17 protein-coding genes are annotated in these 18,460 nt (G+C 69.6%); 4 read left to right on the forward strand and 13 right to left on the reverse strand.

The genetic code is table 11. The annotated features are described in order from the left end of the window. Positions 1 to 255 (reverse strand): hypothetical protein (locus QZ483_RS06320; protein ID WP_297082147.1); only part of this gene is annotated, 255 nt, incomplete at its 3' end. After that, positions 255 to 1,475 (reverse strand): O-succinylhomoserine sulfhydrylase, encoded by a 1,221-nt coding sequence (metZ, locus tag QZ483_RS06325; RefSeq protein ID WP_297082148.1) that lies wholly within the window; start codon positions 1,473 to 1,475, stop codon positions 255 to 257. The genes metZ and QZ483_RS06320, both read right to left, overlap by 1 nt. Positions 1,476 to 1,595: 120 nt before the next feature. On the opposite strand from metZ, the gene QZ483_RS06330 reads away from it, so the two are divergent. Next, complete coding sequence (locus tag QZ483_RS06330) at positions 1,596 to 1,874, forward strand: hypothetical protein (protein WP_297082149.1); 279 nt, start codon at positions 1,596 to 1,598, stop codon at positions 1,872 to 1,874. 338 nt (positions 1,875 to 2,212) lie between these two features. On the opposite strand, the gene yicI is transcribed toward QZ483_RS06330, so the two are convergent. From yicI to QZ483_RS06360, 6 genes are all read right to left on the reverse strand, one after another. Next, complete coding sequence (yicI, locus tag QZ483_RS06335) at positions 2,213 to 4,483, reverse strand: alpha-xylosidase (RefSeq protein WP_297082150.1); 2,271 nt, start codon at positions 4,481 to 4,483, stop codon at positions 2,213 to 2,215. Next, positions 4,480 to 5,412: a carbohydrate ABC transporter permease gene (locus QZ483_RS06340; protein ID WP_297082151.1), complete on the reverse strand. Its 933-nt coding sequence runs from the start codon at positions 5,410 to 5,412 to the stop codon at positions 4,480 to 4,482. The genes yicI and QZ483_RS06340 overlap by 4 nt, the downstream gene beginning before the upstream one ends. A 1-nt stretch (position 5,413) precedes the next feature. Next, positions 5,414 to 6,382: a carbohydrate ABC transporter permease gene (locus QZ483_RS06345; RefSeq protein ID WP_297082152.1), complete on the reverse strand. Its 969-nt coding sequence runs from the start codon at positions 6,380 to 6,382 to the stop codon at positions 5,414 to 5,416. 62 nt (positions 6,383 to 6,444) lie between these two features. Next, the gene (locus QZ483_RS06350) at positions 6,445 to 7,770 is read right to left on the reverse strand and encodes an ABC transporter substrate-binding protein (RefSeq protein WP_297082153.1); all 1,326 of its coding nucleotides are present in this window, start codon (positions 7,768 to 7,770) and stop codon (positions 6,445 to 6,447) included. Between the two features lie 123 nt (positions 7,771 to 7,893). After that, positions 7,894 to 8,922: a LacI family DNA-binding transcriptional regulator gene (locus QZ483_RS06355; RefSeq protein WP_297082154.1), complete on the reverse strand. Its 1,029-nt coding sequence runs from the start codon at positions 8,920 to 8,922 to the stop codon at positions 7,894 to 7,896. Between the two features lie 138 nt (positions 8,923 to 9,060). After that, positions 9,061 to 9,483 carry a rhodanese-like domain-containing protein gene (locus tag QZ483_RS06360; RefSeq protein ID WP_297082155.1) on the reverse strand — a complete coding sequence of 141 codons (423 nt, stop codon included), beginning with the start codon at positions 9,481 to 9,483 and terminating at the stop codon, positions 9,061 to 9,063. A gap of 137 nt (positions 9,484 to 9,620) precedes the next feature. Here QZ483_RS06360 and QZ483_RS06365 point away from each other — a divergent pair, with 137 nt between their 5' ends. Beyond that, positions 9,621 to 9,905 carry a helix-turn-helix transcriptional regulator gene (locus QZ483_RS06365; protein WP_297082156.1) on the forward strand — a complete coding sequence of 95 codons (285 nt, stop codon included), beginning with the start codon at positions 9,621 to 9,623 and terminating at the stop codon, positions 9,903 to 9,905. Then, complete coding sequence (locus QZ483_RS06370; RefSeq protein ID WP_297082157.1) at positions 9,902 to 10,312, forward strand: VOC family protein; 411 nt, start codon at positions 9,902 to 9,904, stop codon at positions 10,310 to 10,312. Before QZ483_RS06365 ends, QZ483_RS06370 begins: the two co-directional genes overlap by 4 nt. 7 nt (positions 10,313 to 10,319) lie before the next feature. On the opposite strand, the gene QZ483_RS06375 is transcribed toward QZ483_RS06370, so the two are convergent. Then, positions 10,320 to 10,826 (reverse strand): phosphoribosyltransferase, encoded by a 507-nt coding sequence (locus QZ483_RS06375; protein ID WP_297082158.1) that lies wholly within the window; start codon positions 10,824 to 10,826, stop codon positions 10,320 to 10,322. Between the two features lie 121 nt (positions 10,827 to 10,947). On the opposite strand from QZ483_RS06375, the gene QZ483_RS06380 reads away from it, so the two are divergent. Beyond that, positions 10,948 to 11,400, forward strand: a complete 453-nt coding sequence (locus tag QZ483_RS06380) for a hypothetical protein (RefSeq protein WP_297082159.1) — start codon at positions 10,948 to 10,950, stop codon at positions 11,398 to 11,400. A 5-nt stretch (positions 11,401 to 11,405) separates the two neighbouring features. Here QZ483_RS06380 and QZ483_RS06385 read toward each other — a convergent pair whose 3' ends face one another. The 4 genes from QZ483_RS06385 to QZ483_RS06400 form a co-directional block, all read right to left on the reverse strand. Then, on the reverse strand, positions 11,406 to 11,732 hold the full coding sequence (locus QZ483_RS06385) for a hypothetical protein (RefSeq protein ID WP_297082160.1): 327 nt from the start codon (positions 11,730 to 11,732) through the stop codon (positions 11,406 to 11,408). Further along, positions 11,729 to 12,271, reverse strand: a complete 543-nt coding sequence (locus tag QZ483_RS06390; protein WP_297082161.1) for a hypothetical protein — start codon at positions 12,269 to 12,271, stop codon at positions 11,729 to 11,731. The genes QZ483_RS06385 and QZ483_RS06390 overlap by 4 nt, the downstream gene beginning before the upstream one ends. After that, entirely contained in the window at positions 12,250 to 17,223 is a 4,974-nt protein-coding gene (locus QZ483_RS06395; protein WP_297082162.1) for a hypothetical protein, read from the reverse strand. The genes QZ483_RS06390 and QZ483_RS06395 overlap by 22 nt, the downstream gene beginning before the upstream one ends. Next, the coding region (locus QZ483_RS06400) for an ATP-binding protein (protein WP_297082163.1) at positions 17,220 to 18,460 on the reverse strand (1,241 nt) is incomplete at its 5' end. The genes QZ483_RS06395 and QZ483_RS06400, both read right to left, overlap by 4 nt.

Here is an 18,460-nt window from a genome sequence, read left to right on the forward strand (position 1 = left end):
CAGCGAGTCGCCCTCCGACACCTCCGCGTCAGCGGTGCGATCCACGAGCCACGGCACGCCGACGACGAGCAGCAGCGCCAGGCCAAGCACGATTCCGGCACCCGGCAGCGAGCTGCGGCCGATCAGGCGCACGGACAGGGGCAGCCGGGGCGCCACGCGCAGGGTGCCCGACGTGGGCAGCTGGATCTCCTCGGTACGGTCCGGTTGCGCCGATGCGCGCTCGCCCGGCGCGCCCGCGTCACCTTCCGACGGCATCACACCAGCGCGAGCGCCTGATCCAGGTCGGCGCGCAGGTCCTCGACATCCTCGAGCCCGATCGACAGGCGCACTGTCGTCTCGGAGATGCCCACCTCGGCGCGACCCTCGGGGCTCATCTTGTTGTGCGTCGTGGTCGCCGGGTGCGTCGAGATCGACTTGGCGTCGCCCAGGTTGTTCGAGCACGTGAACAGGCGCAGCGCGTTCATGAAGCGGAACGCGGCGGCCTGCGCCTCGGGCCCAGCCACGTCGACGCCGTCGCCCACCGCCAGGTCCAGCGTGACGAGCGTGCCGCCGAGCGTCATCTGCGCGGCCGCGAGCTCGTGCTGGGGATGCGACGGCAGCAGCGGGTAGCGCGCGACCGACACCTTGGGGTGAGCCTCGAGCCACTGCGCAAGACTCAGCGCGCTCGCCGCCTGGTGGCGCACGCGCACCGACAGCGTCTCGAGCCCCTTGAGCAGCACCCACGCGTTGAACGGCGAGATGGTCGCGCCCATGTTGCGGATCATCAGCTTCACCGGGCCGTCCACGTACTCGGAGGACCCGACGATGGCTCCGCCGAGCACCCGGCCCTGCCCGTCGATGTGCTTGGTCGCGGAGTACACGACGGCGTCCGCTCCCAGCTGCGCCGGCTTCTGACCGATCGCCGTCGCGAAGACGTTGTCCACGATCAGCAGCGCCCCGGCGGCGTGCGAGAGATCCGCGATGCGCGGGATGTCGAGCACGTCCTGCATGGGGTTAGTGGGCGATTCGATGAACACGGCCTTGGCGGGCGTCGCGAGTGCGCTCTCCCACGCTGCGGGGTCCGTCGCGTCGACGTAGTCGATCTCGATGCCCCACTTGTCGAAGAAGTTCGCGAAGGTCTGGAGCGTCGAGCCGAAGAGCGACTTCGAGGCCACCAGCCGGTCGCCCTGACCCAGGATCGACGCGAGCGACACGAACACCGCCGCCATGCCCGTGGACGTGGCGAAGCAGCTCTCGGCACCCTCGATCGCCGCGAGCCGCTCCTCGAACGCGGTGACCGTGGGGTTCGCGTATCGGGAGTACATGTAGATGTCGATCTCGCCTGCGAACGCGTCGCGGGCCTGCTCCGCACTGTCGTACGCGTAGCCCTGGGTGAGGAACATCCCCTCGGACATCTCATTCGCCTCCGAGCGATGGATGCCAGTGTGCACCGCGAGAGTGTCGGGGCGCAGGTCGCGGGGGAGTTCCTCGTTCATGCAGCCAGCGTACCGGCGGACGGAGGCGCCCGGATGAGGAGCCGATGCGCAGTTTGTGCTGCGTAGGCGCGTTACGAGGCACGGTGGCGCCGCGCGGGGAACTTGGGCACGATGGCGCACATGCGTGCCGACGATCGTCACGAGCGCCGGGCCGTCTGGTCCGTGCGCCTGCTCGTTCTCGTTGTCGCCCTGGTGGTGCCCATCTCGCTCGGGCTCAGCTATCTCGCTGCGGGGTGGTACCGCATGGATCAGACCTGCTCGACGGAGGCCGCGGTGCCCGAGGGCGGCGTTCCCGAGACTGTGTCCTACGCGTGGACCTGGGAGCCGCTCGGCTTCACCTGCACCTGGGCCGGGGCCGTGGGCGGGGACGACGTCTCGCGCACGAAGCTGTGGTGGTGACGGACTTCAGGAAATGGCGTGAAATGGCGCAATGTCGCAACGTTTCGTCTACGGAATTGCCAACAATGCCTGCCTGTCGAAACCGGCGTGCGCGAAGGGTGCGCCGCGTCGCACCGCGGGCGGCCTCACTACCTGGGCGAACGTCAAGAGCAAGTCAAGCCCAGAGGGGTTGTTCACCCAAACTTAACCTTCGGCGGTCGTGGGTTTCGTTGCTGCGGCGTCGCCCGCCGCCGCACAGGACGCGACCCCGGAGCTGAGCTCACGGGGCCGCGTCGGGTGAGCGTCGATGGCGTTTCGCTCGCCCTGCGCGTCACGGACGCGCGCCTGTGGTGTCGAGGTCAGCGCGTGCGGACCTCGGCGGTCGTGCCGTCGGCAGCCGACGCGGTGGCCGCCTCGCGAGACCCTGTCACCGTGAACTCGACACGGGTGCCGTCAGGGGCCACCACATGGACGGCAGAGTCAACGGTGTCGCCCGCGCCGTAGACCTCGAGGGTCAGGCCGTCCATCCAGTCGTAGTCTGGGCGGTCGGAGCGTGCGCCGCGCGGGATCACCGCGCCGGGCCGCACGTACACCGGCAGCGAGTCGAAGGCGTGGGTCTCACGCACCCAGCGGCCGCCCTCCACGGTGTCGCCGGTGAGCAGCGAGGTCCACGTGCCGGCAGGCAGGTAGAAGTCGACGGTGCCGTCCGCGGACATCACCGGGGCGACCAGGATGTCCGAGCCCAGCATGTACTGGCGCTCGAGGTATGCGACCGCCGGGTCGTCCGGGAACTCGAACAGCATCGGCCGCGCGATCGAGACCCCGGTGGCCGCCGCATCGGCGCCCGCCGTGTACAGGTACGGCATCAGCGTGTTCTTGAGCTCCGCGAACTGCTGCGTGATCGCCACCGCCTCGTCGTCGAAGGCCCACGGCACCCGGTAGCTCTCCGAACCGTGCAGGCGGGAGTGGGAGGACAGCAGGCCGAACGCGAGCCAGCGCTTGAACACCGCAGGATCGGGAGTGCCCTCGAAGCCGCCGATGTCGTGGCTCCAGTACCCGAATCCCGAGGCCGCGAGCGACAGCCCGCCGCGCAGCGTCTCCGCCATCGACGGGTAGGTCGAGGTGTTGTCGCCGCCCCAGTGCACCGGGAACTGCTGGCCGCCAGCGGTCGCGGAGCGGGCGAACAGCACCGCCTCCCCCTCGCCGCGCTCCTCCTTCAGGACGTCGAACACCGCTGCGTTGTACAGCTGCGTGTAGAGGTTGTGCATCACGCCGGGGTCCTCCCCGTCGTGCCACACTACGTCCGTGGGGATGCGCTCGCCGAAGTCGGTCTTGAGCGCATCCACGCCCTGGCGCAGCAGCGTGCGCAGGTGCCCCTGGAACCAGGCAGTGGCCTCGGGGTTGGTGAAGTCCACCAGCGCCATGCCCGCGACCCACAGGTCCCACTGCCACACCGAGCCGTCGGCCCGCTTGACGAAGTAGCCGTGCTCAAGCCCCTCGGCGAACAGCGGGGACCGCTGCGCGATGTAGGGGTTGATCCACGCGCAGACCTTGAGGTCCTTGTCCTCGTGAAGGCGGCGCAGCATGCCCTCGGGGTCGGGGAACGTGCGCTCGTCCCAGGCCAGTGACGTCCACTCGAACTCCGGCATCCAGAAGCAGTCGAAGTGGAAGACGCTCAGCGGGATGTCCCGCTCGCGCATGCCGTCGACGAACTGGTTGACGGTGGCCTCGTCGTAGTCCGTGGTGAAGGACGTCGACAGCCACAGGCCGTACGACCACGCCGGCACCGAGGCCGGGCGGCCCGTCAGCTTCGTGTAGCGGTCGATCACGTCCTTGGGCGTGGGGCCCGCGAACACCAGGTACTCGAGCGACTGCCCGGGCACCGAGAACTGCACGCGCTCGACGGACTCGGAACCGACTTCGAAGCTCACGTGCTCCGGGTGGTTGACCAGCACGCCGTAACCGCGATTGGTCAGGTAGAACGGGATGTTCTTGTACGACTGCTCGGAGCTGGTGCCGCCGTCCGCGTTCCAGATGTCGACCGTCTGGCCGTTCTTGACCAGCGGTCCGAACCGCTCGCCCAGGCCGTAGACCAGCTCTCCCACGCCCAGGTCCAGCTGCTCGTGGATGTAGGTCGAGGCAGGAGCTAGGGCATCGGAGGTGACGCCCGCGGAGCCGGTGGGCTCCGCTGCGACCGCAGCGCCGGGGGCGAGCGAGATGCGCGCCGGCCCCTTGTCGCCCGAGCCGGTGAGGCGCGTGTCGCCGTCGTAGAACGCGAGGTCCCAGGGCGCTCCCTGCCGCACGACCGCGCGCAGGCGACCGGCCGTGACGACCCCCTCCTCGGGCGAGATCGCTACGGAACCCGAGCCCGCATCGGCGCTCCACTCGAAGCCCGGCGAGCGCCGGGTGCCGGTGTGGTTGTCGATGCGGACGCGGATCACGCCCTCGGCGACCGGCGCGACGGTCACCGTCAGCACCGGCAGGTTGAGGACGTTGCCGCGCTCGCGGATCTCGCGGGTGGGTGCGGTGACCTCCAGCGTGCCGTCGCGCTCGGTCAGCCGGTAGGCCTCGCGGGCGTAGAGGGCGTCGACGCCGGGGCGCCGCTGCCAGAATCCGTCGGTGAACTTCACTTCACTGCTCCTGCCGTGATGCCTCGGGTCAGCGTGCGCTGGAAGATGAGGAAGAAGATGATGGTCGGGATGATGCTGATCAGCGTTCCCGCGATCAGCGTGGTGGTGTCCGTCTGACGCTCGCCGTTGAGCTGCTCGAGCACGAGCGGCACGGTGAGGGAGTCGGGCGAGTTCAGGAATGCCAGCGGCAGCAGGAACTCGTTCCAGGTCCAGATGAAGAAGAAGACCATGAGGACGGACAGGGTGGGCCGGATGACCGGCACGATGATGGACCGCAGCGAGCGCCAGCGGGTGGCGCCGTCGACGGCCGCGGCCTCGAGGATCTCCTTGGGGAACGTGCCCAGGAGGCTCGACAGCAGGTACGTGCCGAACGCGGCCTGAATCACCGTGAAGGTGAGAATCACGGACCAGGGGTTCGACAGGATGCCCCAGCTGTCATAGAGCCGGAACAGCGGATCGAACAGCATCTCCTGCGGGATGAGGTTCGCCATGAGGAACACGAGCACGATCCAGGTGCGCCCGCGCACCCGGCCGATGCCGATCGCGAACGAGTTCAGCACGGAGATGATCACGGCGAGCACCGCGACCATGGTGGAGATGAAGATCGAGTTCCACAGCGCGCGCGGGAAGTTGCTGCCCTCCCAGAAGGTCTGGATGCCGGTGAAGTCGAACGCCTCGGGCAGCTCGAGCGGGCTCGACGTCGCGTAGTCCGCAGGCGACTTGAAGGCGTTGATCAGCAGCAGCATGATCGGGAAGAAGATCACGACGGCGCCGAGCACGGCGACGATCATGAGGATCCACTCCGCCGGGGTCCGCGGTCGCGACTTGTTGCGCTGGGACGTCTCCGGGGTGCGGGGCGGCTTGCTTCCGGCCGATGCGGTGGCCGGCTCGGTCTCGGGTGTCGCCTTGGCGGCGGGCACGGTGGTCATGTCACGCGTCCTTTCGCTCGGCGCGGGTCTGCACGCGGATGAAGATCACCGCGACGATGAAGACGACGATGGTGATGGAGGAGGCGATCGCTGCGGCGTAGCCCTTGTCTGTGCCGTTGATGAACTCGTTGTACGCGTAGAACGAGGGCACGTAGGTGGACTTGTTGGGTCCGCCCTGGGTGAGGATGAAGACCGGCGCGAACACCTTGAGGGCAGCGATCGTGGTCGTGAGTGCGACCACGAAGACCTCGGGACGGATCATCGGCAGCGTGATGGCGCGGAAGCGCTGGAACCAGTTGGCGTTGTCCAGCTCGGCGGCCTCATACAGCTCCGGGTCCACGCGCTGGAGCGCGGCCATGAAGATCACGACGGGGTAGCCGATCTGGATCCAGATCATGAGGATCATCACCGAAGCCATGGCGGTGCCGTAGCTACCGCCCAGCCAGTTGATCTCGACGGAGTTGCCGGTGATGGTGCTGAGGAACTGGTTGAACACGCCGGAGCTGTCGGGCTTGAGAAGCCACCCGAACAGGACACCGGCGACCGCGATCGGGAGGATCTGCGGGAGGTAGTACGTGGCGCGGAGGAAGCTCGACAGCCTGTTGCCGAAGCGGCGCCCCACGACGTCGAAGAGCAGCGCGGCGATGACGAGGCCCAGCAGCGTGGGCACGATCACCATCGCGACGATGACGAGGATGATGTTCTGGAAGGACTGGATGTACTCCTGGTCCTGAAACAGTGCGGCCCAGTTCTCGAGGCCGGCCCACTGCTCCTCCGCGCGGCCGCCTCGCCAGTGGAAGAAGCTGAGCCGGAAGTTGCGGACGATCGGGTAGAAGATGATGATCCCGACCAGGATGATGCCGGGGATGATGTAGAGCCAGTAGCCGAGTTTGCCGGCGCCGCGCTGCGGGATGCGCGCGGGCTCAACCGGTCGGGTCGACCGCACCCAAGGGACCTTGGTGGAAGACATGTGACGTCCTTGTCCGGGGGAGCCCGGGCCTGACGGCCCGGGCTCCCGGTGAACGGGGTGGACTAGCCGCGGACGTCCGCGACGTAGCTCTCGTAGTACTCCTCGAGCTGAGCGTTCGCCTCGTCCGGCGTGTAGTCGCCGTTCACGAGACCCTGCAGCACGGCGTTGAGGTCGCCGTAGAAGTCAGGCGTGGGCCAGTCGGGGTAGAACGACAGGCCGTCGCGGTCGTTGACCTCGTTGAACAGGCCGATGAGCGCCTGGGCGTCCTCGTCGGCGATGTCGTCGGTGTTGGCCGCAACGGGCAGACCGCCGGACTCGCCCAGGAGCGCCTGGACCTCGGGACGCATCGTGATGTCGATGAAGATCTCCGCGAGCTCGGGCTGCTTGGACTCGACGGGAACGACCCACATGTTGCCGCCGGAGCCGGGGGTCAGCTCGGTGCCGGGCCAGTTCGTCACGCCCAGCTCGAAGCCGGAGATGTCGGACAGGAAGCGGCCGTACCACCACGAGCCCGAGTAGAACATGGGGGTCTCGCCGTTGATGAACTGCAGGCCCGCGTCCTCGGCCGTCATGCCGGTGACGGCACTCGCGATGTAGCCGCTGTCGACCCACTCAGCGATGGTCTCGGTGGCGAAGGTGACCTCGGGTCCGGTCCAGTCCACCGGCTCGGTGTAGAGCTGGTACGCGTTGACCCAGTCGCGGTCGGCCTGGCTCAGCGCGAGCTGGTACCAGAGCTGGCCCAGCGGGTACTCCTGAGCGGACTCCGCGAACGGGGTGATGCCCTGCTCCGCGAAAGCGGCCGCAGCCGCCTCGACGTCCTCCATGGACTGCGGCACCTCGATGCCGGCCTCCGCGAACATGTCCGCGTTGTAGTAGAGGAACACGAACTCGCCGTAGTTGGGAACGCCGTAGTACGAGCCGGAGCCCATCACGCCGTCCTCGTTGTACTGAGCCGTGGTCGCAACCGAGTCTGCAAGCAGCTCGCCCCAGCCGTAGGTCTCGTAGGCGTCGTCCAGGTTCTGGATGACCCCGATCGCGGCCAGCTGTCCGGCCGTCGCGTTGCCCTTGTTGTACTCGGACACGTCGGGGGCGTCCGACGAGTCGAAGAGCTGCTCGGCCGAGGTGCGGAGGTCCTCGAATGCGGTGATCTGCAGGTCGACCTCCGCGCCCGTCTCCTCCTCGAAGATCTCGATGGCGCGGTCCCACGCGATACCCATCGCGGAGTCCTCGCCCTCGTAGTGGAGGACCGTGAGCGTCTCGCCGCTCCAGTCGCCGTCTGCCGGCGCGCCGGAGTCGCTGTCGCCGCCGTCCGACGAGCACGCGGTCAGGCCCAAGGTCAGGGCGCCGGCCGTGGCGGCCGCGCCGATGATCCGAGTGCGGTTCTTCATGGTGGTTCTACCTCCTTGTAGCGGCCTCGCGGGCCGGGGTGGGGGTGTCCTCGCCGGGGGTGGTTTCGAAATTCTTCGAAGCGCTTCGACGATGGACGGGATGCGACTCGGCAGTCATGAGGATTACCGAGCCTGGATGGTGGCGTGGCCGTACGCAGGTGCGACCGAGCCGTGGTCGTTGTAGGCAGGGGTGATCAGGGTGGTCTCGGGCAGGGTGGCGCCCGTCTCCACCATGCGGGCGAGCATCTCGACCGCGGCGGAGCAGGAGGCGTGCGCGTCGAGCGGGATGGTGTCGAGCGGCACGGGGAAGCGAAGAGTGGAGAAGGTGACGCCGGCGGCGATTACCGAGACGTCCGTGGGCACCGAGCGCCCGTGGAGCGCCAGCGCTGCGGTCACGCTGGACGCGACGTCCATGTTGGTGTTGAGGACGAGCCCGTCGACATCCGGCATGGTCTCAAGGAGCTGCTCGACGGCCTCGAGTCCACGGTGCGTGGGAGGAGTGATCTCGACGTGCTCGATACCCAGCTCCGCGACGCGGCGCTCGAAGCCGTGGAGGAAGCGCAGAGGGAAGTTGGACTCGCGCTGGAGCGTCTCCTCGGGGTGCGAGATGAGACCGATGCGCGTGCGGCCGGCCGCCATGAGGCGGTCGATCGCCATCGCGGCAGCTGCCTCGAAGTCGAGGTCCACGCACACCAGGCCCGCGGTGTCGTCGGGGATGCCGATGAAGACCACGGGGCACGCGAGCTGGCGGGCGAGTGTCGCGCGCGGGTCGTGGGCGTCGACGTCGAGGACGACGATGCCGTCCGCGAGGCTGGTGGCTGCGGAGCGCTTCATGCCCTCGAGGGCGTCGTTGTGCACCAGCAGCAAGGTGTCGTAGTCGAGGTCGCGGGCGGCCTTGGTGACCTCCATCGCGAACGTCATGTGTGCGCTGTGGTCGGTGTCGGGGTGCAGGGGAGCGGTGACGGCGAAGATCTGCGAGCGGTTGGCCGCGAGGGTGCGGGCACTGGCGTTGGGGAGGTAGCCCAGCTTGGCGGCGGCCTCCAGCACCCGGTCCCGGGTGGTCTCCTTGATGGATCGCTTGCCGCTGAGGGCGTACGAGACCGTCGAGATGCTGACGCCCGCCTCGCGGGCTACATCCTCGATGGTTGCCATCGTCGACCTCGTCGTCTGGGGCCCAGCCCCGATTGCTGCTAGGTTTCGAAGCGCTTCGAAGCGCCGTGATTCCCGACGATAAGTTGTCACCGCGAACGAATCAAGTCGCGTTACCTATTTGTGATCTTTGTGGGGGCGTCAGCCCTGACGCCAGGGAAGCCCGGCCGCTCGCCAGCCCTGCCAGCCGCGGTGGCCCTCGTTGTTCGTCGCGCCCTCGAAGCCCTCGAGGACGTTGTACGACGGGCCGATGCCCGCATCGGTCGCCGCCACCGCCGCGCCGATCGAGCGCTGGCCCGAGCGGCACAGGAAGATCACGGGAGCCTCGACGTCGGCCTCGATGCCCGCTTCCTTGAGCTGCTGCACGAACTGGAAGTTGCGAGCGCCGTCGGGGTAGCTGACCCACTCCACGAAGACGGTCTCGTTGTCCGTGCTCGAGGTGTCCGGAACGCCCACGAACCGCCACTCGGCCTCGGTCCGCACGTCCACGAGGCGCGCGTCCGGGTTCGAGGTCAGGATGTCCCAGGCCTCCTGGGGCGTGATGTCTCCGGCGTAGTTGGTCATGTGTGGGGTCCCTTGAGTAGCGGCCGATGCGGGCGCGAGTTCAGCGGTGCCCGCTCAGTTTAGGGGAGGGGTGTGCAGGCGCCTCAAGAGGCAAGTCCTGACTTGCATGCAAGCCACTGCTTGCCTATGCTGGTGGCGTGCCCGACATCTACGACGCCCTCGCAGCGCCGGCCCGGCGCGCGATCCTCGACGCACTCGCGGAGCGCGCAGAACAGACGCTGTTTGAGCTCGTCAACCGCCTGAGCAGCGATCCCGCCACGGCGCTCACGCGCCAGGCCGTTTCTCAGCACCTTCAGGTGCTCGAGGATGCGGGCCTTGTCGAACGTCGGCGGCAAGGACGCTACGTCCTGCACACCCTCACCCCCGAGCCACTGCGCGACATCTCGCGTCGCTGGCTTCCCGACTCTCAGGAGCAGTCATGATCAGCATCCACCTCGCGTCCGTCTTCGTCACCGACCAGGAGCGCGCCAAGGACTTCTACACCCGCGTGCTCGGCTTCGAGCTCCGCAACGACCTCGACCTCGGCCCCGGCGGCCGCTGGCTCACGGTCGGCAACCCGGGGCAGGTGTCCGATGCGGGCATTCCGGCAGTCGAACTGCTCCTCGAGCCCGCCGGCCACCCTGCCGTAGCGCCGTTCCGAGAGGCACTCGTCGCCGATGGCATCCCGGCCACCTCGTTCGCGGTCGAGGACGTCGAGGCCGAGCACGCGCGACTCACTGCGCTCGGTGTCACGTTCGTTCAGCCGCCCACGGTCATGGGCCCGGCCACTACCGCGGTCCTCGATGACTCCTGCGGCAACCTCGTTCAGCTCGCGCAGATGAACGCGTGAGCCGTCACTAGGATGCGGCGCCCGTCTCGGGGTGGGCGCCGCCGGGTGTCACGGGCGGCAGCGCGGACCAGGGGAAGGTGATCCACTGGTCGGTGCGCTTCCACACGTAGTCGGGGTCGATCACCGAGCGCGACTTGGCGTACAGCACCGCCGTGCGGACCTCCCCGGCGTGCTGCTCCATCAGCTGCTTCACGAGCGCGAGGGTTTCGCCGGTGTCCGCGACATCGTCCGCGATGAGGACTCGTAGGCCGGCCATCGCGTCGGTGTCGAGCAGCGGCGGGAGCAGCACGGGCGCCGGAAGGCGCTCGTCGATGCCGGTATAGAACTCGACATTCAGGGTGCCGACTCCCTTGGTGCCGAGCGCGTAGGCGAGCGCACCGCCTACGGGAAGGCCGCCGCGCGCGACCGCCACGACCACCTCCGGCTCGTACCCGGAGTCGACCACCATCTGCGCGATCTCACGCGATGCCTCTCCGTAGCCCTGCCAGGTGAGGATTTCGCGCTCGTCAGTCATGACCGCAAGTATGCCCGGTCGCGGCACGAGGTGTCGGGGTGTCTGGTTTGTCACGTTCGGTTCCGTTGTGGCGCGTTTCGCGTTGTCATGGAGGTGGACAGTCCTGCCGATAGGAACAGTGATGGCACACTCAGGCGACGCCCGGCGCGAAGGCGGCGTGCTCGCGACCCTCGCGAAGGGTCTGCAGCGCGGCGCCGGTTCCTTCGCGCCCGAGCAGCCTTCGACCGGGGTGCCCAATCATGGCGCGGGCCTGCCGGGCCGCCGCCGGGGAGAAGGCCTTGCCTCGGTGTCTCACGCGGCGTCGACGCCGGCGAGTGCGGGCGAGGCCGTGGTGCTCGACTGCGGCATCTCGCGGCGGGACTCGTTCACCCACGTCCTGTGGATCTCGCCGAGCGCGACGTCGCTGCTCGGGCCGGACGTCGCCGAGGTGCTCGGCGATGCGATCGGCGCCCACCGCGCCGTGCATTCCTGGGGCTGGCAGGGAGGCGACCGCCTTCACGTGCGCGCTCCCGGGATGGACTGGGACGCGCTGCTGACCTTCGCGCGCGAGACGGTCGACGGCCTCGTCGGCTGACGGTCTCAGCGCTCCCGCTGAGCGCCGGGGTCCTGAGCCTCGCGTTGGCGCTGCGCCTCTTGACGCAGCGCAGCGGCGACCCGTGATGCGAACCGCTGGCCAGGGGTGAACCCGCCGTCGTCGGCCAACCGCGCCCTCACCGCGCGCGCCCTCACCTCCGCCCGTGCGCGCTCGTGCGCGTCACCGCTGCCGAGCGCGGCTGCGAGGCCCGCAGCGTCGCGTCCTGCTTCGGTGAGCGCGCGCACCAGCGCGCCCCGGTCGCGCAGCAGATTCTCCGGTGTGGTGCCCGCATGCTCGGCGAGCCATGTCATGCCTGGTCCGTGGTCTGTCATGGGAGCTCCTTGATCCGTAGGAATGTCGCGTGCTCGCCCTCAGAGGGCATCGCCAGCATCTGGAAGACTCGCATTGGCTCAAGGAGCGGTACGGGATCGCCCCCGTTGTCCTCCCAGGTCAGCGTCTGTTCGAACGGGTTCACGGCGGCGCGGCCCGCCACTACCAGGTCGCCGTCGCGGCGCTCGACCAGCAGCGCGTGGCTGATCGTGCTCCCGCCCGCGTCGCGCTTCGAACCGACGAAGGCGAGCCACCGGTCGCCTTCCAGCTCGCCTAGGCCGTACAGGGGAGCGGGGGCAATCGAGCCGGCGAGCTCCGCGCGCGCCGTATCAGTGACGCCGCCCGGCACTGCCCAGCGCCCCTCGTGGGGGTCCAGCGGAGAGTCGGTGCCGGAAGCGAAGAAGCCGCGCGCTTCGCGTTCCACCACCAAGTAGGTGTCGTCGTCGGGCTCGGTGAGTGCCGCGACGGCGAGCGCCGCCTCCGCGTCGAGGTGGCGGCGCACAAACGCCTCCACCTCGCTCAGCCGTTCGTCAGCAGCCATAGGTCCGGTCCAATCGATACGGTTCCGCCGCCACCCGACGGATCTGTGAAGGTCCACGTGTAGACCACCGAGGTGATGCGCATGAGGTCGGGGTGGACCTCGCCCGCGTTGATCATCGCCGTGATCTCGGCGTCGAGGTCGGCGCCCGCGCGGTCGGCGGGGAACCAGGACTGCTGCTTGACCTGCGCAAGCGCCGCCGGGTCGCGCAGCGCGCCGAAACTCACTGTCACGGTCATCTCGAATGACACGGTGGTGGCGTCAAGCCCCTTGGTCCTGGCGAAGACCCCGATGGCGTCGCCTACGGAGCGCTCAGCGTCGCGCATGGTGCCCTGGTTGTACTGCGAGCTTGCGGTCACGAGGTTGCCGCCGACGGCGAAGCCGGTGCCGCCGAACTCGTTGGCGATGATGTGCGAGCGGTCGAAGCCGTTGTTGCTGCGGAAGGCCGGCGAGTCCTCGGTGACGCCGCGGCCGGACATGAAGCGCAGGTTGCGTCCGGTGACGGAGATGCTCAGTCCATTGGTGGAGTCGGTGGTCGATGTGAAGGTCTGGCCGGTCACTGTGTGATACGTGACTGTGCGGACGCCGTTGGCCTCGACTGTCTGGACGTTGAGAGGTCGGTAGCGAGTGTGGTCGGGCACGCGCTCGGTGGGGAACTCGATCCGACCTCCGCCCGGTGAGTCCCAGTGGAAGGCCATCCGATCGATGCGCTGCTGCAGCCTCTCCTTGTATGTGTCATCGACGGCGCTCGACGCGGCCAGCGAGGTGCGGGCCGTCGCTTGCAGTTGTGTCACTGCCGCGTCGCCGTAGTGGCTGCGGAACTGGCGCCGCACCGGGTGCGGCGCGTTGCCCTGCACGAAGACGTACGACGAGAACGCTCCTGTGCTCACGGTCCGCTCGCCTGGGGCGCTCTGGAAGTACGGCAGAAGGAGCCGATGCGTCGCCTCCTCGGCGATGTACGTCTCCGCCGAAGACCGCGTCCCGTCGAGGGTTCCGACGGGCCACAGCCGCTCGTCCCCGGGTTCGTTGCCGATGGTGAACGTGGGAATCCTCAGTGCCCAGTCGCGGTACGGCTGGTCCATCGCGGTGTCGCCCTCGCCGGGCAGGAAGTCGGCCATGTCGGCGAGCCATTGGTCAGTCGCGTCGGTGCCTTCGAAGATCGTGAAGAGCCGATCGAGCATTCCCGCGATGGCGCGCTGGCGACTCTCGAGCGCGTCGTCCGAGGGTGGCTCGACGTCGTCCTCGGGATTCGCGTTGGCGGCGAGGAAGAGGGCCGCGAGGCGGTCGCCGTCAGCGTTCGCCTCGTCGGCCACCGTCTCCAGGTTCCCGAGCGTGGTCCGGGCCTCCGCACGGAGCGCCTCGTCCGGCGGGTCGTCGTGGTCCAGGCGATCGCGCCACTCGGCGAGCTTGTCCTCGATCGCGGTCGGCACCGAGGCGACCATCAGCGTCGCGTCGTCGCCCGCGACGGCGAAGTACAGCCGGTGGGCTTCGCCTGCGGCGGAGAAGCGGACCGTGGTGCCGAGTTCGTCATCGTCGTTCTCCGCGCCCGCGTCGCCCTCCTGATCCTCCTCGCCGCCCAGGCCCATCCGCGCCAGCAGCGCGCGCCCGCGCTCGACGAAGAACACGACGATGCGCTCGACGATCGATAGCACGTACTCGCGCAGGCGCTCGATCACGGCGGCCACCTCGTCGGGCAGGCCCGAGAGGCCCAGGAGGCCGGCCAGGAAGTCGATCGCGACCACGATCATCATGACGAGCGCTCGTTCGACGGTCGCGGCCATGCCGGAGATGTTGCCCGCGATGACGTCCGCGATCCCGCCCACCACAGCCTGGACGAACGAGAAGATGCGCGCCGCATTACGGAAGATCCACGCGCACACCTGGTAGATCAGCCGCACGGCCTGAGCGACGGCACCTACGGGGTTGAGCAGGCTGAACAGATACTGCGCGACCTGCACCACGAGCGTCTCGACCAGGTACTCGATCGCCGCGTCGAGGATCATCCCGACGATGCTCTCGGGGCTGAGCTGCTCTTTGACCATCTCCACGACGCCCTCGGGCCCGCGCTCGATCAGCACGGACAGGAGGTCCCACGCCGCCTCCGCGAGTTCGACGGCCTCCGGTCCCACGTGGCGCACGAGGATCTCGCGGATGTTGGGCCAGGTGATGCCCATCAGCTCGAGCGCGAACTTCATCAGTGAGAGCGGGTCGTAGCTGGTCGGCATGGGGATCGGCGTCTCAAGACCCGAGAACAGCCAGTTCCAGAACGCCGTCAACAGGTGCGTTGGGAAGTTGTCGAGGAACTGCTGGAAACCCAGCTTCACGCCCTCGACGAGGTTGTTGATGAAGTTCTCAGGGTCCGCGGCGATCTGGTCGATGACCTGCTCGATCTGGGCGATGAGCGCCCAGAATTCCCCCGGCGCGATTCCGACCAGGCGCAGCAGCCCGTTGATGATCGCGCGCGCGGGATCGTCGATGAACTCCTCGATCGCCGAGATGACCTGTCCGATCAGGCCCCCGGCCTCCTCGCGCTTGGCCTCGACGGCGGCGTGAGCCTCGTTGACTGCAGTGATCGCGCGCTCGCGAACGTCGCGGACGAACCCGGTCTGCGCATCGGCGACCTGGTTGTCGAGCCCGTCGAGCATCCCCGCGAACCGGGCGCGCTCCTGCGCCGCCCACTCGGGGAACTCGGCCTCCATCTGATCGAACAGCGCGTCGATGTCGTCGCGCGCGGTCTGGATCACGGCCTGCGCGGCGACGATCACGGTGTTGACGTCGCGCGAGATGTCGATCAGCAGGTCCGCGACGCCATCGCCGAACTCGCGCTCGGCTCGGTTGTACTCGCGCGTGACCCAGCCGGGCAGGCCCACGATCGCGTCGCCGATCGCGACCAGCGTGCCGATCGCGCCCGAGTGCCGCTCGTCGATCCACCGCTGGACGCGATCGAGGGTGTCGTTGAACTCGCGCGACAGCCTGGCGAGGCCGGTGTCCCACCGCTGCAGCGCGGTCCTCCCGAGAGGGTCGAGCATCGTCTCGACGCGCTGCTCCGCGGAGTCGAAGATCGCCTGCGCGCGCTGCGCGACGGTGTCGCGCGTCAGCTCCTCGTCACCCGTCATCGAGGCCTGGCCCTCGCCGACGTCCCCCACGGCGCCCTCGCGAGCGGCGCGCATCGACGCCATGGCCTCAAGCTGGAGCGTCGCCATGTCCGCTTGGGCGGCGTCGATGGACGCCTGTTCCTCGGCGGCGATCTCGGCGGGCGTGCGCTCGGCGAGGGTGCCGAGCTCGCCGCGCGCGGCCCTGGTCGCCTGGAACGGCCCGTCGGGGATCTCCTGCGTCACGCGAGTGTCGATGCCCGAGTCGTCGATGCGCTGGTCGGTGGCGGCCACGTCCGCGTCGAGCGAGCGGTCCTCGGCGGGGATCGGGTCAGGGGCGGCCGCCGCCGCGTCCGCGCCCATGTCGGGCACCGCGGCGCTCTGCTCCGGGGCGGGCTGGGGCGTGAGCGAGGGTTCGCCCTGGGCGGGCTCTCCCATCTCGTCGTAGGCGCCGCCGACCTCCTCCGTCTGACCCTCGACCGCGCCCGTGACGGTCGCTCCAGCGTCCCGCGCCTCGTCGGTGGGGTCGGTGCGCAGCAGCTCGTCCTCGTCCTCGGGACGGTTCTCGCGGATCGCCGTGCGGATACGGTCCGCGAGTTCGACGATCTCCGGGCTCGGCGGTGGCCGCTCGCCCAGTTCGGCCGCCACGGCCTCCTGGGCGCGTGCGATCGTCTCCGCAGCGGGCTCCTCGACCTCGCCTCTCGCGGCGTCGGTCGTTTCGGAGGCACTCGGCATGTCCCGCGCGGCCCCGCCGGATGCCCGAGCTGCCCCCGCGACGCCCCCGGTTCGCGCCTGCGCCGCTGGCGTCGGCTCCGTCGGTGCCTCAGGCATGAGCACCTCGACCTCGAGCGGCCCGTCCTTGTCGCCGGTCGGCTCCTCGGGCGCGGTGCCCTCCGCCTCTTCGCCCGCTGCAGCACCACCGGCGCCCGTGTCTCCCGGTGCTCCCGCCTCGCCGCTGCCCGCGCCCACCGTCGCTGTCTCGGGCTCGGTCGGTCCAACCTCGGCGGGAGCCTGGCCGGTCGGCTCCTCGGGGGACGTCGCAGCTGATGCTGAGGGCTGACTGACGCCGTCGTCGCCGGGCTGCGGCTCTGGCGCGGGAGGCGTGGGCTGCACCGGCCCGAACAGCCCCGCGAGCGCGGCCCGGATCGCCGCGTCGAGTACGGCCGCGGTCTCGGGGCTGTCGACGCCGTACCGACCCGGCGCGAAGAACAGGTCCTCGTTGCTGACGAACGCCGGGGCTTCCTCGACCGGCGCGTCCCGGTGGACGTCGAAGCCGTTGACGTCCCATCCCCGCAGCGACGCGAACATCTCCGCGATGCGCGGCGAGATCGGCTCGGTCTCTCCAATCGCATCGCCCGGCAGCGTCACCTCCAGGGCGCCCGGCCGCTCGCGCGCCTCGCGCCCCTCGGCCGCCACCACCTCAACCTCACCTGTCAGGGCCGAGTGGTCCACTACCACGGTCGTACCGCGCAGGTCAGCGTGGGGCGCGGGCAGGGGGGCCGCTGCGTCCCAGTCAGACACCTGCCAGTGCGCGTGCGCGAGATCGAGTCCCAGCAGCGCCACCGAGCCTTCCACCTGCGCGGTGCCGTCGAGCGATCCGTCTGAACGGAAGCCCGCCCGCGCCGTGAGGCCCATGAACGGCCGCTGGCCCGTCAGCAGCAGCGTGCCGCCGTCGGGGCCCCACTCTGCGACGCGCGCTTCCAGGCCGCCGACGGTCACGCCGGACAGCTCGACGACGCGCTCGTCGCCCTCGGGGCGGGGGACGCGCTCGAGCGGCCGAACGGTGCGCGTCGGCTCGGGCGGTTGCGCCGACGTGGTGGCCGACGCGCGGTCGGCCTCCGGCGCGGCGGCCTCGGCGGTCACCGCGGCGCCGTCCGTCCCGCCTTCTCGAACTGGCGTCGCACGCCGTCGACGAGGTGGGCGTGCGTGACGGTGTGCTCGGCCGACGCCGCGAGGTACGCCGCGTCGAGCCCTGCGTCACGGATCTGGGCGCCGGTGAGCGGGTAGCGGTGCGCGAGGTCGTCCAGGTCGACGGCGTCGTCGACCGGGAGCGCGGGCGGCAGCACGGTGCGCCACAGTCTGGTGCGTTCGGCGACGCCGGGCGAGGGGAACTCGACCATGACATGGATGCGGCGCTGGAACGCGTCGTCGATGTTGGCCAGCAGGTTCGTGGTGAGGATCACCACGCCCGGGTGCTGCTCGATCCGGGACAGCAGGTAGGAGACCTCCTGATTGGCGTAGCGATCGTGCGCGTCGGCGACCTCGGTGCGGCGGCCGAAGATCGCATCGGCCTCGTCGAACACGAGGATGCAGCGCTCGCGGGCGGCACGGTCGAAGATCGCGGCGAGGTGCTTCTCGGTCTCGCCGATGTACTTGGAGATCAGGGAGGACAGGTCGACGAGATGTGCCGGCAGGCCCGTGGACCGCGCGATCGCGGCTGCGGTCATCGTCTTTCCCGTGCCGGGGGGGCCGTGGAACAGCGCGACCAGGCCGGCGGTGTTGTCGTGGTGCGCGCCGAAGCCCCACTCGCCCACGACGAGGTCGCGGTGGGCGATGCGCGCGACGAGGTCGTCGACCCGGTCGCGCGCCGGGCCGGGCAGCACCACGTCGTCGAGCGAGTGGACGGTCGACAGCGCGCGGGCGGGGAACTCGCCGCGCTGCGCGGCTACGCCCTCGGGCAGTCCGAGCAGCCAGCTCACGAGCTCCGGATCCGGGGCGAGGCGTGCGGCCATGGTGCCCGGCGCCTCGACGTCGAGGAGCCCCATGGCGCGCAGCCGTCCCCGGGGTGAGAGCATCGCGGTCGCGGCCAGTCGTGCCTCAAGCGTGCGCGCCACGAGCGTGCGCGCGACATCGCCCGTGAGTCCGGGCGCATCCTGCCGGTCGCTGAGTCGGCGGTAGAGCGCGTCGTAGCGCTCATCGATCGCGGGCGCGACGGCGGCGAGCGCTACCAGCGCCTCGGCCGGGCTGAGGCCGGCGGTGCTCATGACGTCGGCGAGTGGACCGTGGGCGCGGAGGGTGGCCGCGGCGGGCAGCGCATCGGCGCCGTCGTCATCTGACGGGCGCGCGCCGCCGGTTCCCCCGGCGGCGCGTATGCGGTAAA

It is taken from the genome of uncultured Demequina sp. (assembly GCF_913055775.1).
Taxonomy (GTDB): domain Bacteria; phylum Actinomycetota; class Actinomycetes; order Actinomycetales; family Demequinaceae; genus Demequina.

Excerpts from the sequence above, each read along its gene's own strand:
- metZ (WP_297082148.1), bottom strand. The coding sequence starts at position 1,475 with ATGAACGAGGAACTCCCCCGCGACCTGCGCCCCGACACTCTCGCGGTG.
- QZ483_RS06330 (WP_297082149.1), top strand. The coding sequence starts at position 1,596 with ATGCGTGCCGACGATCGTCACGAGCGCCGGGCCGTCTGGTCCGTGCGC.
- QZ483_RS06340 (WP_297082151.1), bottom strand. The coding sequence starts at position 5,412 with ATGACCACCGTGCCCGCCGCCAAGGCGACACCCGAGACCGAGCCGGCC.
- QZ483_RS06345 (WP_297082152.1), bottom strand. The coding sequence starts at position 6,382 with ATGTCTTCCACCAAGGTCCCTTGGGTGCGGTCGACCCGACCGGTTGAG.
- QZ483_RS06350 (WP_297082153.1), bottom strand. The coding sequence starts at position 7,770 with ATGAAGAACCGCACTCGGATCATCGGCGCGGCCGCCACGGCCGGCGCC.
- QZ483_RS06355 (WP_297082154.1), bottom strand. The coding sequence starts at position 8,922 with ATGGCAACCATCGAGGATGTAGCCCGCGAGGCGGGCGTCAGCATCTCG.
- QZ483_RS06360 (WP_297082155.1), bottom strand. The coding sequence starts at position 9,483 with ATGACCAACTACGCCGGAGACATCACGCCCCAGGAGGCCTGGGACATC.
- QZ483_RS06370 (WP_297082157.1), top strand. The coding sequence starts at position 9,902 with ATGATCAGCATCCACCTCGCGTCCGTCTTCGTCACCGACCAGGAGCGC.
- QZ483_RS06375 (WP_297082158.1), bottom strand. The coding sequence starts at position 10,826 with ATGACTGACGAGCGCGAAATCCTCACCTGGCAGGGCTACGGAGAGGCA.
- QZ483_RS06380 (WP_297082159.1), top strand. The coding sequence starts at position 10,948 with ATGGCACACTCAGGCGACGCCCGGCGCGAAGGCGGCGTGCTCGCGACC.
- QZ483_RS06385 (WP_297082160.1), bottom strand. The coding sequence starts at position 11,732 with ATGACAGACCACGGACCAGGCATGACATGGCTCGCCGAGCATGCGGGC.
- QZ483_RS06390 (WP_297082161.1), bottom strand. The coding sequence starts at position 12,271 with ATGGCTGCTGACGAACGGCTGAGCGAGGTGGAGGCGTTTGTGCGCCGC.